We start from the raw sequence: 16315 nt of genomic DNA, 5'->3' as shown, positions 1-16315 counted from the left end.
GCCCCGACCGGCAGCACCGCCGGCGAGGCTCATTTTTTTACCGTTTATTCCTGGGTAAACAGGTCCTGCGGTACATTCGCTAAAATCGGTGCCAGGTCCGGACTGGCCAGAATCGTCAACCGGTGCATTGCCCGCGAGGCAATCGTATAAATCAATTGCCGATCGTCTTCGCTGCCGTAGTTGGCGGTATTCGCCTGGTACATGACGACTGCGTCGAATTCCAGTCCCTTGGCCAGGAAGGACGGCACAATGATCACGCCCGGAGCGAGCCGCTGGTTCTCGGATTTGATCAGCGTGGCCGCCACGCCGCCGTCTTTCAACTGGGCATACAGCGCCTGAGCATCTTCCAGCGTCCGGGTAATGATGGCGGTGGTCAGCCCAGAGCTATCATTCATGCCGATTTGTTTCTCCAGCCGGACCAGCAGATCTGCTTCTGTCGCGCCGATATAGACGTTCGGCAGGTCCCCTGCCCGATCAAAGGCATCGATCCGCTGGCCGTTGACCAGCAATGCCTTCGTGAAGTTCGTGATCTGCTCAGTGGACCGGTAGCTCTTGGTCAGCTGGACCACATTGGTCTTCTCCGGATCAAACAGTGTGGCCACATCGCCGAGCAAGTCGCCATCGCTCTGCTTGGTGAAGATGGCTTGGTTCAAATCCCCCAGCATTGTGAAGCGGGCTTTGCCGAAGCGGTAGCGCAGATAGGCCAGCTGGTACGGGGTGTAATCCTGAATCTCGTCGATGAAGACAAAGCGCATGTGGCGGTCGGTGTGGTGGCCGGTGATCAGGTCATATAAGTACAGGAACGGCGTGACATCGTCCGCGTCGATTTTGCGGTCACTGAGGACTGCCCGCATCTGCTCAATGTGGGCGTCCCACATGGCCGGCGTGATTCCCCACTTAGCCAGATCGACCAGCTCCGGAATTGCTTTAAGAAAGGCCATGTACTGAATCCGGATATTGAAGAAATGGTTCCGGCGGACGGCATTATAAACTTTCTGAAAGGCATTGGTGACGATCTGCCGGGCCAGGAACTTGTACTCGTCATCGGAGTTAGCAAATTCCTGGTCGACGGTCCGGTACATTTTCTGCAAATCTTCGGAATCCAGATCCTGCACTGCCTGCTGCACCCAATCGGCCTTTGTCTCGCTGTCGATCCGGTGGTTCAAACTGTTCACCAGCCGTTCCTTGGTCGCCTCCAAGCGGTTGATCAGCTTGTAATTGGCATTGAAACTGTAGTAGATCTCGCTGATCCGCTGCTTGGTGAAAAACGGCTTGCCCTGAAACATCAGATTGCGGAAATGCATGCCCTCATGGTTCAAGTGCAACGCGTAAGTCCGGGTCGCCTTGAAGAATTCCAGCGATTGCTTGAAATGCTGGATCTTCTTAGCATCGGTATCCAATTGTACTTCGAATTGATGCTGCAGACTCTCTGCTGCCAAGGCCGGCAGGCGGCGGTTGGTATATTGCTGGTAAGTCATCTGAACCATGTTCTGCTCGCCCAGTTCCGGCAGGACGTTTTCAATATAGTCATTGAACAATTGGTTTGGTGAGAACATGATCACCTGACTGCTGGTCAGGTTGCCCCGATAGCGGTACAGCAAATAGGCCACCCGCTGCAGGATCGCCGAGGTCTTCCCGGACCCGGCAGCCCCTTGCACAAAGAGCAGATCGGAATCGGTATCCCGAATGATTTTGTTCTGCTCCTGCTGAATCGTCGTCACAATGGACTTCATCTGGGTGCTGGATTTTTCCCCCAGCACTTCCAAAAGCATCTGATCGCCGATAGTTTCGGTGGTATCGAACAAATTGACGATTTGGTTGTCCTTGATGATGAACTGCCGCTTCAGCGACACGTCCACCGACTGTTCGCCGTCCGGGGTTTGGTAGGTCACGTGGCCCAAGCCGCCGTCATAGTAGATAGAAGAAATCGGCGCCCGCCAATCGTAGATCAAGAAATGATCATTACGGTCGCTGAACGACCCCAGGCCAATATAAATCGTCTCCCGGCGGGGTTCGCCGGACTCTTTGAAGTCTACCCGGGCAAAGTACGGAGACTTTTGCAGCCGCTGCACGGTCTTCAGCTGTAAATCGGAGTTGCGCCAGGCGTTGTCCCGTTCCTGGAGCAATTGCTGCTGCTGATGGATGGTGATCGCTGTCTCCATCGTTGTCGTATCGCTGCCAAAGGAGAGGTGGACATCATCATTGAAATGTTTATCAATATTTTTTTCTTCGGATTTGGCCCGGTGAATTTGTTTCTCCAGCTTTTTTTCCGCTGTGTCTAACTTTTCCAAGACCGTATCCAGATGACGCTGTTCCAGCGCCTTTTCGTCCTGTGCCATAAACCTCAGTCCTTTCACTGACGACGATGCTGCCAGGCTGTCCACAGACGCGGCAGCCAGAAAGTAAAGACGTACCCCAGGGCAAGCGCGCCCAGGGTCCAAAGTGCATAATGCCGGGTGATGATGCCGATGATTAGGCCAATCAGCGTGATGCCGCCCAGAAATAGCGATTTTTTGTTCAATCAATGCCCTCCATCGCACAATTTTAATTAAATAGTTTATCAGATTTCGAGACTGTTCGCAAATTTTTACACAAGGGTGTGCCTTGCTTACATTTTGCGTAAACCATAGAATAAAGGAGACACATACAAATAGGAGGTTTTTCAAATGACAGAAGTTTATCGGGCTGATGATACCCGCTACGATAATCGGACCGCGATTCGCCGTGCCGGGGATACCGGTCTGCAATTGCCGGCCGTCTCCCTGGGTTTGTGGCGCCACTATAGCAGCAGCGATCCTGTACTGGACCGGGAAAAGGTGATCCTGAAGGCCTTTGACGAGGGCGTTTTCTCCTTCGACTTGTCCAATAACTACGGCAAACCAGAAATCGGCAGTGCCGAGCGGCTCTTCGGCGACATTTACCGCCGCAACCTGAAGCCTTATCGGGATGAGCTGGTGATCACCACCAAGGTCGGTTTCAAATACGGCGTCGGCCCTTACGGTGAATTCGGCAGCCGCAAGGCCGTGATGCAGAGCATCGATACCAGTCTGGAAAAAATGGGATTGGATTATGTGGATATTTACTACAGCCACCGGCCAGACCCAAAGGTGAAGTTCGAAGAAACCGCTCGGGCCTTGGACGCCGTTGTTCGCGCCGGGAAGGCGTTGTATATCGGCATTTCTAACTACACCGCCGCTCAAACCAAGGAAATGGTCGGCTGGTTCCAGAAGCTTGGCACACCCTTCGTGGTCAATCAAGTCTCTTACAACATGTTTAATCGCACGGCGGAGAAAGATAATTTCCTAACAACGATGAAAGACTTGGACGCTGGGCTCGTGGCTTATGGACCGCTATCCGAGGGCTTGCTCTCCGACCGCTACTTGGCCGGCATCCCTGCCGACTTCCCGATTCACTGGTCGAATACGGAGACTTTCGCCAAGGGCAAAGATCACGTTGTCGCCCAATTAAACGACTTGAAGAAAATCGCCCAAAACCGGGACCAAACCCTGTCCGAAATGGCGCTGTCCTGGCTCCTGCGGGATCCGGTGGTGACCAGTGTGATCATCGGCACGACCAGCGTGGATCATTTGGAAAGCAATATTAAGGCCGGGAACCAGACGACCTTTACGGCGGATGAATTAGCAGCCATTGAGGCGATTCTGAATCGTTAAGTCTTTCGGGTCATAGAAAGTGGGATGGCATAGTGCGTACTGATGAGAACGAGACACAAGCCGCGGCAACTATTTTTCACACGCTGAATTATCTAAGTGCCGCAATTCTGTACTTAAAGGACAACATTCTCTTGGACCGGCCGCTGACTGCCAGCGACTTGAAGCAGCCGCCGCTGGGCCATTGGGGTACCGCCCCAGCCCAGAATTTAGTGTGGGCCGGGCTGGATCAGCTGTTGAAAAACTACGACACCTCTGCTTTGGTGGTCACCGGTCCCGGTCACGGCGGCCAAGTGCCGCTGCTGAACAGTTTCTTAGAGGGCAGCTACACCAAGGCGTATCCTGAAGTGCCCCAAACCAAGGCGGGCTTGCTGACGCTGTTTCGCCGGTTTGCCACCCTGCATCATGCGACCCATCCTGGGCCGGATGTGCCCGGCGTGATCCAGACCGGCGGCGAGCTGGGGTACACGCTGGCTCATGCGGCCGGCGCCGTGCTGGACAGTCCGGGGACCCGGGCGGTGGCCTTGATTGGTGACGGCGAGGCCGAGACCGGGCCGTTGGCGGCGAGTTGGCAGGTCAGCCGGGTTTTGAACCCGCAGCATGACGGCGCGGTTTTCCCCATCGTACTGCGCAATGGTTTTGCCATGGCGTCTCGGACCGTCTTCAGCGAAATGGCGCCGGAGGCCGTTGAGGCCTTCTTTGACAGCCAAGGCTGGGCACCGCTATGGGTCTCTTTGACCCCCGGCCAGGACATTCACCACGCCCTGTATCTGGCACTCGCCCAAGCTTGGGATAAGATGGCGGCTTGGCAGAGAGGCGTTGACCAACCCCTGCCGGTATTGATCTTGACCACGCCCAAGGGCTGGACGGGGCCGGAGGCCGGCGAGGCAGCTAGTCATCAGCTGCCGATCGCCATTGATCCAGATGACCCGGCGGCTGGCTTGGCGGCGTTAACCAAATGGCTCCAGCCGCATCGACCGACCGCTCTATTCACCGCCGAGGGCGCCCTCAGCCCCGCCTTTCTCGACTTGCTGCCGCCCAAAGAACGGCGGATCACGAACAACCCGGCGGCCCACCACCACTTCCATCGCTGGCGCCTGCCGGACTTGCCGGACCGGCCGGTGCCTAAGCGCGGTGCCCGCAGCGAAAGTCCAACGGCGGTTCTCGGCACCTATCTCAATAGTCTGGCACCGGAACATCGGCTGCACCTGTTGAGCCCCGACGAACTCGGTTCCGTTCACCTGAACAAGCTGGATCAGCCGGCCACGGCCAATGTGGTGTCCGAACACCTGGATGAAGGTCTGCTGGAGGGCTATACCCTCACCGGCCGACAGGGGCTGTTCACCAGTTATGAGGCCTTCTTGCCCATCGTCGGCAGTATGGTTGCCCAGCATGGCAAGTGGCTGCAGGAGGCCCAGCGCTTCCAGTGGCGGGACACGGAGCCTAGTCTCAATCTGCTGGCCACTGGCGATGTCTGGGAACAAGGGCATAACGGCTACTCCCACCAAAACCCGCTGATGCAGGATATTGTGGCCTCACTGCCCGCCAGCACGGCGACGATCTATTTGCCGGCGGATACCAACATGCTGCTGGCCAGTGCCCACCGTGCGCTGCGCAGTCAGCACCACGTCAACCTGATCGTGGCCAGCAAGAGCGCGATGCCTGATTGGTTCACCACGGCGGAGGCCGCTGCGCTGGTGCATAATGGTGTCGATACCGTCCCGTGGGCAACGATCCATCCGGAGAAAAAGCCGGATATTGTGCTGCTGGCCGGCGGGATGCGGCCTTTCGCCGAAACCATCGGGGCGGTCCATTTGCTCCATACAGCGGATCCCGCGCTGGCGATTCGCGTCGTCTGTCTTGTCCGGCCCCTCGTCCTGCGCCAATCTGAGCAGGACCCCAACGGGTTGGCCGAGGCGACCTTCAACAGCCTCTTCCCCCAGGGCGTACCAGTGGTAGCCGCCTATCCCGGCTATCCCGCTTTGCTGGCCAGCCTGCTGTACGGCCGGGACCACGCGCCCTTCGACCTCCATGGCTTCAACAATCAGGGCGGCGTAACGACGCCGGCGGTTTTGACCGCTTTGAACGGACTGGATCGATACAGCCTCGCCATGGCCGCGTACCGGCAGCTGGATCGTCAGCCCAACGACGCTTGGTACCATGCCCACAACGCGCTATTTTCCGCTGAACGGGCCTTGTCCCCGCTCCCGGATAAGGTAAAATAAAGATATCCACAGAAACAGGGCCGCGGCCCTGGCAAACGAAAGGTGCAACAGCATATGAAACAAGGTACAACGATCATCACCCTGGATAATGGCTACCATCTTTGGACCAATACCCAAGGCAGCGGCGACATCCATCTCCTCTGCCTCCATGGCGGTCCTGGCGGCAACCACGAATACTGGGAAAACTTCGGTGAAGAGCTTTCTGATATCGGCGTCCAGGTCACCATGTACGATCAGCTGGGCTCTTTCTACTCCGATCAACCGGACTATTCCGACCCGGCCATTGCTGAGAAATACCTGACCTATGATTATTATTTGGACGAAGTGGAAGAAGTTCGGCAAAAACTGGGCTTGGACAATTTCTACCTGATCGGTCAATCCTGGGGCGGTGCATTGACGATGATGTACGCGCTGAAGTATGGTCAGCACCTGAAAGGCGCGATCATTTCGTCCATGATCGACAACATCGACGAGTACTTGACACACTTGAAGCAGATCCGTGCCGCGGCGCTGCCCAAGGAGGACGTCGAGTTCATGGAACAGTGCGAGGCCAATGGCGACTGGCATAATAAGCGGTATCAGGACTGTGTCGAAGTGTTGAACCGGGAATACGTTGACCGCCGCTACCCGTCACCGATCCAGCATCTGATCCCCACGATGGCCACGGCCGTGTACAACGCCTTCCAGGGCGACAACGAATTCGTGGTCACCGGCAAGCTGAAGGATTTCGACCTGCGCGGTCAGTTGAAGAACATCCAAGTGCCCACGCTGCTGACTTTTGGCGAACATGAAACGATGCCGCTGAGTTCCGCTCGGCGCATGGCTGAGGACATTCCCCATTCCCGTTTGGAAACGACGCCGAGTGCGGGACATCACCACATGATGGATAATCCGCCGGTATACTTCAGCCACTTGAAGAAATTCATCTTGGATGTAGAAAACAACCGTTTCCCAATGTAATCGTACGGATCAAAAAATAATCACTTTGTATGGTCGGCCCAAGCAATCTTCTTTGTTTGGGCCGCTTTTTGGAGGAAACCCATGAAAACAGTTAACGTCTATCTGATTCGCCACGGTCAGACCTATTTCAACAAATACAACAAAATGCAGGGCTGGAGCGATTCGCCCCTCACTCCCGCAGGGATCGCCGGCGCCCACACCGTGGGGGAGCGTTTGAGCCACATGACCTTCACCCACGCTTACTCATCGGACACCACCCGCGCGCAGCACACAATGGACATCATCCTCAGCCACAACCTGAATACCACCATTCCGTACAAGACGACACCGCTGTTCCGGGAACAATTTTACGGCTACTTTGAAGGCGCCGATTCCGCGCAGACCTGGTACGCCATCGCGATGCCCCACGGTCAGCGGAATTTCGGGTCGCTGCTGCAGCACCATTCATTGGACGAAACCAAAGACTTCATGCACGCCGCCGACCCCTTCCATGATGCCGAGAACGCCGTTACTTATTGGACCCGGCTGATGAAGGGCTTCAAGATGCTGCGGGAAGAAAACCGCCACGGCGACAATGTACTCTTGGTTTCCCATGGCACCACCATCCGCAGCATTACGGACAAATTCGGCAAAGGCCAATTTCCAGTGGAAGAAAGTCCGAAGAATGCCAGTATCACCAAATTACAGCTCACCGATAGCGGTATCACCGTCGTATACTACAACAATACCGCAGGCTTGTTGCAGTGATACCGAATCTTAACAATTCGTCACAAAACGTTGACCGGCGCTATCTCCCGCGGTTGGTAAAATCCAGTAAAAGTCGGGTAAAGCAAAAAAGGTTGCAACATCAAATCCATGTGCTATAATCTCTCTTGAAGTTTTGTAAGGGAATAAAAAAGTCCCTGTCAGTCAAGAATTTAGAATGCACTACAAAAAGACTAGGAGAGTTTACGCGATGTCTACTTTAGAAAATGACTTTTTACAATTCGTACTGGTACGGACCCAAGCGCAAGCACAGGACAAGATGACAGAGTTGATTACGGACCATTTTGCGGCGGAACATGCCGGCCACGTTACGGGCAGTGACGTGATCGAATACTTAACGTCGTTGTTCTCAATGATCAAGCCCGAGGCCGTTAGTGACGTGAATGACGTCATGGACGCCAATGGCAACTTGATCCCCGAGAATCACTACATGATGGTCCCGTTAGCCGCTTAATCTGATTTATCCGGCTGCTCTAGACCGAGGTCTGTACGCTTGACGTATGGACCTCGGTCTTTTCTTTTCCAGAAAACGCGTCACTGTGCTATCCTGAAACTGAGTGCATTAAGAAAGCAGGTATTCAATGCAAGATACAACGATACAAACCATCCCGACGATCATCGCCGGCTTAGACCGCCAACAGGCGGATTTTGATTACACCATGACTGAACTGGGCGAACTGGTCACTGCCGCGGGTATGACCGTCTCCAGCAAGGTCACTCAACGGGCCGACCACATTGACGCCGCCACTTACTTCGGTAAGGGCAAAGTGGAAGAAATGGCCGCCCAAGCCCGGGGTGAAGACGTGCCGATCATCGTCGTCAATGATGATTTGACCCCGTCCCAGACCCGAAATTTGGAAAAAATCACCAAGCTGTCTGTCATGGACCGTACGGAATTGATTCTGCGCATCTTCTCTTCTCGGGCCCGAACTCGGGAAGCCAAGCTGCAAGTAGCCATTGCCCGGGAAGAGTACGCCCTGCCCCGGGTCCACCCGTCTGCTAATCCCCTCGACCAGCAAGGCGGTGGCCGGGGTGCCAGCGGCGGCGCTACGGCTAACCGGGGGGCTGGTGAAACCCAGCTGGAACTGGACAAGCGGGTCATCCGCAAACGGATCACGCACATGCGCAATGAGTTGAAGGAGATCATGCGCGCCCAGGACACGCGCCGGGACCGCCGGATCCATCAGGCCCTGCCCTCCGTCGCGCTGGTCGGCTACACCAATGCCGGCAAGTCCACAACGATGAACGGCATGCTGCAGCAATACGGACTGACCGACAAGCAGGTGATGGTCAAAAACCAGCTCTTCGCGACCCTGGATACCAGTGTGCGCAAGCTGCAATTACCCAATCACCGTCATTTCCTGCTCAGCGACACCGTCGGCTTTGTTTCCCACTTGCCGCACCATCTGGTGGAATCCTTCAAGGCGACCCTAGCCGAAGCCCGGGATGCGGATCTGCTCATCCAAGTCGTCGACTTCGCCGATCCCCACTACCGGGAAATGATGGCCACCACTGAGGAGACCCTGAATGCCATTGGCGTCAAGGATATCCCAATGCTCACCGTCTACAACAAGGCCGATTTGCGCTCGGATACCCATTATCCGGACCGCGAAGGCATGACCTTGACCCTGTCCGCCACGGACCCCAACTCGATCCGCCTGCTGGGTCAGACCCTGAATGAGCTGCTCTACAAGGACTACGTCACCACTGACCTCCTCGTGCCCTTCACCAAGGGCGATGTCGTGAACTACTTGCGGGACAACACGGAAGTGAAGTCTGAGCACTACACTGACGACGGCACCGCCGTCACCGCAGTGCTCGGCCCCATCGACCGCGGCCGGTTTGCGGAGTATGTCCAGGCGGCCGTAGCAGCGGCGAAGTAGGGCAAAGTTTTTCTACCAACGCCAAGAGGCGACCCCACTCGGGATCGCCTCTTATTTGTTGCATCCAATTAGTCCAAATCTTAAGCCGCTAACCGCCGGTCTAAATACCGCGAAATCAGCGACAACGAGAAGCAGACGATGAAGTACAGCACCGTCAGTGCAATAAAGATCGGCACCATGTAGTTCGTGTTCTGCCCATAAATCACCTGACCATGGTACATTAACTCCGGCAGCACAATGATCGTCGCCAAGGACGTATCCTTGACCAGCGAAATCAGCTGGGACACGATGGCCGGAATCATTTTTTTGAACGCCTGGGGCAAAATGATATGGAACATCGCCTGCCCGTATGAGAGCCCATTACTCCGAGCAGCCTCCATCTGGCCGGGATCCACAGCTTGAATCCCGCCCCGGATGATTTCAGCCAGCATCATTGATTCAAAGACCGTCATCGCCACCATGGCCGCCGGTAAGGCATCCAGTCGGATTCCTAAGCTGGGCAAGCCGAAGTAAGTGAAGAACAGAATCAGCAGCAACGGCAAGTTCCGGATAATATCGATGACGAAACCAACGATTTTAGATAAGAACGGAATCTTCATGTACCGCAACAGTCCCAGCACCGACCCAATGATAAAGCTGAACACGATCGAGACGGCGGACAAGGCCACGGTGACCCACAATCCTTGGAGCAGATAGCGGATATTCACCCATTGATAAGCACCTGCAAAATCACCCATGGTTAAGCCTCCTCTCTCGTGTTTCTACCAGACCAGCGATGATCCAGGTAGGTCATACCGTAACTCATCGGCAGAGTAATGATTAAGTACAGTATCCCGACAATGGCATAGGTCGTGGTAGTTTCAAACGTGGTGGAGGCAATCAAATTGCCTTGATACATCAAGTCGAACCCGGCGACAAAGGCCAAGACGGAAGAGTTCTTGACCAGGTTAATGAACTGGTTGCCCAGCGGCGGGACGGTGATCTTGATGGCCTGGGGCAAAATGATGTAGCGCATCGCCTGGACATAGGTCATGCCGTTGCTGCGCGCCGCTTCCATTTGGCCCGGGTCAACGGATTGAATGCCCGCCCGCACGGTCTCTGCAATGAACGCAGAAGTGTACAGGGTCAAGCCGATGGACCCGGCCGCAAATCCGCTCAGGGGAATGCCGAGGCGGGGAATCACGACGTAGAAGAACATCGTGATGACCAGCAAGGGCACGTTCCGGAAGAATTCCACATAGATCCGGCCAAAGATGCGCGCCGTCCGGCTAGGATTGATCTGCAATAGCGCAAAGATCGTCCCGATGATCAAACTGAAGAACAGCGACAGCAAGCTGGCACCCAGCGTATAGCCGAGCCCTTCCATAAACATGCCGAAATTATTGGTAAAAATGGTCCACATTATTTCAACCCCCCATCCGAGAAGCCCGCGATGTTGCCGAACCATTTGTCTTCGATTTTCTTATATGTGCCATCGGTCCGCATGGATGACAGCGCGACGTTGATCTGGTCCAGAAAATCTCGTTGGCCCTTATTGACGGCAATGGCATAAGGTTCCTTAGTGAAAGTGCCGCCGACCACCACGTAATCAGGATTGTCGGCGGACATCCCGTAAAGGATCCCGTTATCGGTCGTCAATGCATCGCCCTGACCTGATTGCAGAGCTGTGAATGCCTGGGCGTAATCGCTCAGTTGCAGGACCTGCGCGTCGGGCGCGACTTTCTTAATGTTTTGCACGGAGTTGGATCCTTGGACCCCAATGACCTTCGTGTTCTTATTCAAGTCTTTGACACTCTTGATTGGACTGCCCTTCTTCACCAGCAGCGCTTGGCCGGCGTTGAAGTAAGTATCTGAAAAGTCGACAACCTTTTGCCGATCCGGTGTATTCGTCATCGTGGCAATGATGGCGTCCACGTTCCCGTTTTTCAGCAACGGGATCCGGGTCTGACTGGTGACCGGCACCAAATTGATCTTAACGTTTTGGCCGAAGATCCGCCGAGATACTTCTTTAGCGATATCAATATCGAAGCCCTTGATTTCGCCGCTGCTGATGTCCATCAGCCCGAACAGCCGGGTATCATTCTTGACCCCCCAGGTGACGGAATTCGTTGCCCGGGCGCGGTCCAGGATATCCTCATCGGCCACGGACTTGGTGCCGCAACTGCTCAACAGAACGGACAGCACCAGCAGCGGCAAGAGCCACAGCCAGTTTCTAAATTTGCGCATACCTGTCCCTCCGATCTTAATGGTTGATGACCTTGCTCAAGAATTCCTGCGCCCGTTCGTCCTTGGGTTTCTCAAAGAAACTTCTGACGTCCTTGGAATCTTCCAGAATGTGGCCGTTATCCATGAAGACGACCCGATCGCCCACTTCTTCGGCGAAGCCCATTTCGTGGGTCACGACGATCATTGTCATGCCTTGCTCGGCAATTTTCTTCATAACGTTCAATACATCGCCGATCATTTCCGGATCCAGCGCACTGGTCGGTTCATCGAACAGGATCGCTTGGGGTTTCATCGCCAAGGAACGGGCGATGGCGATCCGCTGCTGCTGGCCGCCAGAGAGCTGGTTGGGCATGCTCTTGGCCTTTTCAGATAAACCGACTAGATCAAGCAGCGCTCGTGCCTCTTCTTCGGCTTTATCCTTGGATTCCTTCAAGACCAGCCGCGGTCCCAAGGTGATATTGTCTAAGACAGATTTGTTGGCGTATAAATTAAAATGCTGGAAAACCATCCCCACATTTTTGCGGGTCCGGTTCATGTCCGTTTTCTTATCCGCCAAATCAAAATTATTGACGATCAATTGACCGGAGCTGATTCGTTCCAGGCCATTGATTGTCCGCAGCAAGGTGCTCTTGCCCGAGCCCGAAGGTCCGATTATTGTAACCACTTCACCTTTTTCAACTGTGAGATTGATGTGGTAAAGGGCATGAAACTTGCCATAATACTTCTCGACGTCATGAAACTCAATCATTGACATGGACAGCATCCCCTTCTCTTGTAGAACTTACAATTACTATAATACATGATAAAAAAAGCAGTTGTCACGTAATTTGTCGAAAAAATACGTGACAACTGATGTGAATGGCTTAATGGTGCGGTTTGAACCAATTAATGAAAAGATGAGGATGTCTGAGCACAACTCATCGTAAACTCATTTTTAGAGTTCTTCGGACGCCATGCGCACCGCTTCGCGTTTGAGTAAGGCGTCAATCTCCTGCTTTGCTTCTACCCATGTATCGTTGTGGATCAGGTGGGCGACCGGGACCAGTTCTTCTGGTAATTTAAGATCCCGCTGATACTCCGGGCTGTGCAGCCGAGCTTCAACGGCTACGGGCTGATCGCCGCGATCAATCATGCGTTGGCGCAGGCTGTCGGGATGACGCACCGTAATAAACAGCAAGAAGATGTGATTGCCAAAGGTCTCAATATAACTCTTTGCGCCTTCGGTGTCCAGTACCAAGCTGACGATACGGTGCTTCTCCCAGGCTTTCTGCAAGGCTTCCCGGGACGAGCCGTATTGATGACCATCGTAAGTGACTTGCTCGATCAGGTGCTTCTGGGCAAACGTCTCCGGCGTTTCGAAGTAGTACGAGACTCCGTTCTGCTCCCCTGACCGCGGAGCCCGCGTTGTGTGGGTCAGCACCCGGGGAATGCCATATTGGGAATACAAATACTCACTGACGGTGTTTTTCCCAGTACCCGCCGCCCCGGTGATGATCCACAGTTCATTGTGCTTCTTTTTAGCCATGCGTTAACCCTTCCTCATACAATGTGCTAAGTCTATTCTACCAAAGTATGCCAGGGAACGGGGGATTGAGAAAGAAAAAGCTCGTTTCTAAAAATAGAAACGAGCCGGAAAGTGGGACTTTATTAATAAATAATCAGATTAGATGCGGCGGCCAAAGTCCGGACGGAAGTAAGCCACATTGCCGACCGTCACATTTTGACCAGGCGCCGGGGCGTGGATGTATTGGCCATTGCCAATGTAGATGCCGACGTGGTACGCGGAGCCAACGCCGCCCCAGAAGACCAGATCGCCGGCCTGCAGGTCGCTGACGGAGACTTGGGTGCCGAGGGTACTCTGGGCTTGGGAAGTCCGCGGCAGGCTCATACCGGCCTGCTGGGCGGCATAGTAGATCAACCCGGAGCAGTCAAAGCCGGCCGGCGTAGTGCCGCCCCAAACGTAAGGTACACCCAGATATTGCTGCACGTTAGCAATCAAGCTGCCTTGGTTCGAACCGGTGGTTACGGTACTGGTCGGCGTGCTGCTTTGGCTGCTGGCCGAAGAACTGCTGCTCGCCGAAGCGGCTGCCGCGCTGGCTGCGGCCTGAGCGACTGCTGCTTGGGCCGCGGCCTGCTTAGCCGCGTCTTCCTGGGCCTTCTTCGCGGCGTCAGCAGTCTGCTGGCTCAATTGGGCCTGCAAAGCGGCTAATTCACCCTTGTGGTCCTCTAATTCTTTATTGAAGGCGTCCTGCTGCTTCTGGGCATTGGTCTTCAGAGTTTCCAGATCATTCTTCTGTTGGACCAGGGTCGCTTGCTTATCCTCTAAGGATTGCTTGCTGTCCGCCTTGTCTTGACGCAAGTCAGACAATTGCTGCTTAGCCTCGTTGACGGCATCCAACGCATCCTTGTTAGCGGCACTCAGCTTATTGACTGTCATGGAACGGCTGATCAAATCGGAGAAATCCTTGCTATTTAAAACGAAGTCCACGTAAACATTGCCGGAAATAGAATTGCTGCTTTGTTTTTGCAAAGCCACCAATTGCTTCTTCAACACGTCGGTCCGATCAGTGACCTGCTTCTGGGCAGCACTGATCTTCGTGTCGAAGGCGGCGATTTCTTTGGTCACTGACGCGATTGCTTTTTGGTTGGCATCAATATCATTGATTTTTTCAGAAACTTGATTGTTCAGCTTCGCCAGCGTCTTTTGCTGATCCTGAATCTTGGCCAGTAATTGGGACGTTGTGCTCTTGTTGCTGCTGATCTTGTCCTTGGTATCGCTGATGTTATCGGCCCGAACCACACTGGTCAGGCTGGTGGCTAACGTGCCGCTTAATGCTAGAACGCTCAGTACCCGCAAAAATTGTTTACTTGTCTTCAAAGATGTCCACTCCCGCGTATGCTTGTCGTTTGCCACTGATTCGGCAACAGGATTAAGAATAGCAGAGCAAGGTTACAGTTGGGTTACGGCGAGGTTACTACTTAGTCACCAGAGGGCGAAGGCCGACGGTCAGAGGCGTAGGCAGAAGGACAACCGGGCACAAACCCGCACTGAGGTTTTTGCCCGGTTGTCCTTCTGCCCTTGTATATTGGGTTTATCAGTTAGTACCGGTTCCGGGCTATACTGATATTGAGTGCTGTGGATTAGTACTTGTGCCCTACGGACCCTCAGTGGGTACTGGTTAGGCTAGGCTCTAACCACAGTTTTTTGTCTTATTGTTAATGAGTTTGATAACGCGCGGTCCAGTGCTGCGATGTTTTATTTACTGCAAGGTTACATTGGCAAAAGACTCGTGGAGCACAGCACTACTACATAATGTGAGGAAGCGAGAAAATGCTTTACGCAGGGATTGACGTGGCGAAGAACAAACATGATGTGGCAGTGATCGGATCAGACGGAACGGTTTACGTCCGCCACCAAATGATCACCAACAACATCGAGGGATTTATCCGGTTGAAGGAGACCTTAGACAACCTCATCAAGGCAACAGGTGAAGATATCCAAGTCGGTCTAGAAGACACCGGTCACTACTGTTACAACATCATCTCGTTTCTTCGCGAACATCGTTTCTCAGTGTTCAGTTACAACCCGTTGATTATCAAGGAATTCGCAAAGTCGGCCACTTTGAGAAAAACTAAAACCGATCGTAAGGACGCCATGACTATTGCACGTAAGCTCCTCACAGATGTGGATAAGGTGCATTTCGAAACCAATCCACATATGATCGAGCTTAAGTACGCCACACGCTATGTCGCTCGGGTCAAGCAGGATCTAACGAAACAGAAGATACAGTATATTCGCATCTTGGACATTACCTTCCCAGAACTTGTGAAAACGCTGGGTGGAAAGAACGACATGGCACACACACAGTACGTTCGTGCGCTGCTTAAGGCTTACCCGTCGCCCAGAGAGCTATCTCGGGCCCATCTGCGTACTCTCACCCATTTGGTCCAAGAAGCCTCTCAAGGCCGCTACGGACGAGACCGAGCTATTCAGATCCGCGAAGCAGCGAAGCACACGGTCGGCCAAAATTCGGCTGCTCTCCGTTTTGAACTTCTCGAAACGATCAGCGCAATTGCTCAGTTAGAGGAACGCAAAGCCACTGCCGAAGAAATGGTTAACGAAGTGATGCAAACCATCAAGAGCCCATTGCTCACTGTGCCTGGTATTGGCAACACCTTGGGCTCGATTATACTCGCAGAATTGCGCAATATTGCCAGCTTTCGCTCACCTGGACAGGTTCTAGCCTTTGCCGGCTCTGAGCCCTCAGTGAGTACTTCGGGTGAGAACCAGGTTGAAACGGGGCACATGGTTAAGCGGGGATCGCCGCAGCTACGATGGGCCTTGAACCAGGCGGCCCGGCTCTGTGCACAATACTCACCGAATATGCGCAGGTATTTTGACAAGAAGCTAGGCGAAGGCAAGCACTATAACGTGGCACTTAGCCACGTGGTGAAGAAGCTTGTTCGAGTCATTTTCCACATCTTGAAATACAACGCAGTGTGGGAGGAGGAGAAGCTCATCGTGAATCAATAAGCAACCGAATCTGACGACACCGGCAAATTTTTAAAAAAGCTGCCGGTGTTTAAG

Annotated in this window: 15 protein-coding genes; 7 read left to right on the top strand and 8 right to left on the bottom strand. The window is 53.9% G+C overall.

All coding sequences use genetic code 11. The features are described 5' to 3' along the window. Positions 1–44 precede the first annotated feature (44 nt). Both helD and H627_RS19955 read right to left on the bottom strand, forming a co-directional pair. The gene (gene helD / locus H627_RS0103410) at positions 45–2339 is read right to left on the bottom strand and encodes an RNA polymerase recycling motor HelD (RefSeq protein WP_027827803.1); all 2295 of its coding nucleotides are present in this window, start codon (positions 2337–2339) and stop codon (positions 45–47) included. 14 nt (positions 2340–2353) lie between these two features. Next, positions 2354–2521, bottom strand: coding sequence for a hypothetical protein (locus tag H627_RS19955; protein ID WP_155827891.1), 168 nt, complete (start codon positions 2519–2521; stop codon positions 2354–2356). A 145-nt stretch (positions 2522–2666) separates the two neighbouring features. On the opposite strand from H627_RS19955, the gene H627_RS0103400 reads away from it, so the two are divergent. The 6 genes from H627_RS0103400 (at position 2667) to hflX (ending at position 9501) form a co-directional block, all read left to right on the top strand. After that, complete coding sequence (locus H627_RS0103400; protein ID WP_027827802.1) at positions 2667–3671, top strand: aldo/keto reductase; 1005 nt, start codon at positions 2667–2669, stop codon at positions 3669–3671. Positions 3672–3703: 32 nt separating this feature from the next. Next, a complete protein-coding gene (locus tag H627_RS16790) occupies positions 3704–5893 on the top strand; it encodes a phosphoketolase family protein (protein ID WP_051225130.1) in 2190 nt (729 codons plus the stop codon). 54 nt (positions 5894–5947) lie between these two features. Beyond that, positions 5948–6853 carry a proline-specific peptidase family protein gene (locus H627_RS0103390; RefSeq protein WP_027827801.1) on the top strand — a complete coding sequence of 302 codons (906 nt, stop codon included), beginning with the start codon at positions 5948–5950 and terminating at the stop codon, positions 6851–6853. Positions 6854–6934: 81 nt separating this feature from the next. Continuing rightward, entirely contained in the window at positions 6935–7600 is a 666-nt protein-coding gene (locus H627_RS0103385) for a histidine phosphatase family protein (protein ID WP_027827800.1), read from the top strand. A 208-nt stretch (positions 7601–7808) separates the two neighbouring features. Next, positions 7809–8072 (top strand): hypothetical protein, encoded by a 264-nt coding sequence (locus H627_RS0103380; RefSeq protein ID WP_027827799.1) that lies wholly within the window; start codon positions 7809–7811, stop codon positions 8070–8072. A gap of 127 nt (positions 8073–8199) precedes the next feature. Further along, on the top strand, positions 8200–9501 hold the full coding sequence (gene hflX, locus H627_RS0103375) for a GTPase HflX (RefSeq protein WP_027827798.1): 1302 nt from the start codon (positions 8200–8202) through the stop codon (positions 9499–9501). Between the two features lie 80 nt (positions 9502–9581). On the opposite strand, the gene H627_RS0103370 is transcribed toward hflX, so the two are convergent. The 6 genes from H627_RS0103370 to H627_RS0103345 all read right to left on the bottom strand — a co-directional run bounded on the left by H627_RS0103370 (position 9582) and on the right by H627_RS0103345 (position 14605). Beyond that, a complete protein-coding gene (locus tag H627_RS0103370) occupies positions 9582–10238 on the bottom strand; it encodes an amino acid ABC transporter permease (RefSeq protein WP_027827797.1) in 657 nt (218 codons plus the stop codon). A gap of 2 nt (positions 10239–10240) precedes the next feature. Then, a complete protein-coding gene (locus H627_RS0103365; RefSeq protein WP_027827796.1) occupies positions 10241–10903 on the bottom strand; it encodes an amino acid ABC transporter permease in 663 nt (220 codons plus the stop codon). Then, positions 10903–11727, bottom strand: a complete 825-nt coding sequence (locus tag H627_RS0103360) for a transporter substrate-binding domain-containing protein (protein WP_027827795.1) — start codon at positions 11725–11727, stop codon at positions 10903–10905. The genes H627_RS0103365 and H627_RS0103360 overlap by 1 nt, the downstream gene beginning before the upstream one ends. A gap of 16 nt (positions 11728–11743) precedes the next feature. Beyond that, the gene (locus H627_RS0103355) at positions 11744–12481 is read right to left on the bottom strand and encodes an amino acid ABC transporter ATP-binding protein (RefSeq protein WP_027827794.1); all 738 of its coding nucleotides are present in this window, start codon (positions 12479–12481) and stop codon (positions 11744–11746) included. A gap of 180 nt (positions 12482–12661) precedes the next feature. Further along, complete coding sequence (locus tag H627_RS0103350) at positions 12662–13252, bottom strand: guanylate kinase (RefSeq protein WP_027827793.1); 591 nt, start codon at positions 13250–13252, stop codon at positions 12662–12664. 138 nt (positions 13253–13390) lie between these two features. Then, complete coding sequence (locus tag H627_RS0103345) at positions 13391–14605, bottom strand: C40 family peptidase (RefSeq protein WP_051225129.1); 1215 nt, start codon at positions 14603–14605, stop codon at positions 13391–13393. Positions 14606–15058: 453 nt separating this feature from the next. Between H627_RS0103345 and H627_RS0103340 the strand changes: the two genes are divergently transcribed. Next, positions 15059–16261: an IS110 family RNA-guided transposase gene (locus H627_RS0103340; protein ID WP_027827791.1), complete on the top strand. Its 1203-nt coding sequence runs from the start codon at positions 15059–15061 to the stop codon at positions 16259–16261. Positions 16262–16315 lie beyond the last annotated feature (54 nt).

It is taken from the genome of Schleiferilactobacillus harbinensis DSM 16991, from assembly GCF_000425885.1.
In the GTDB taxonomy this organism is placed as follows: Bacteria; Bacillota; Bacilli; order Lactobacillales; family Lactobacillaceae; genus Schleiferilactobacillus; species Schleiferilactobacillus harbinensis.
This window is presented reverse-complemented; position numbering and strand designations above follow the sequence as displayed.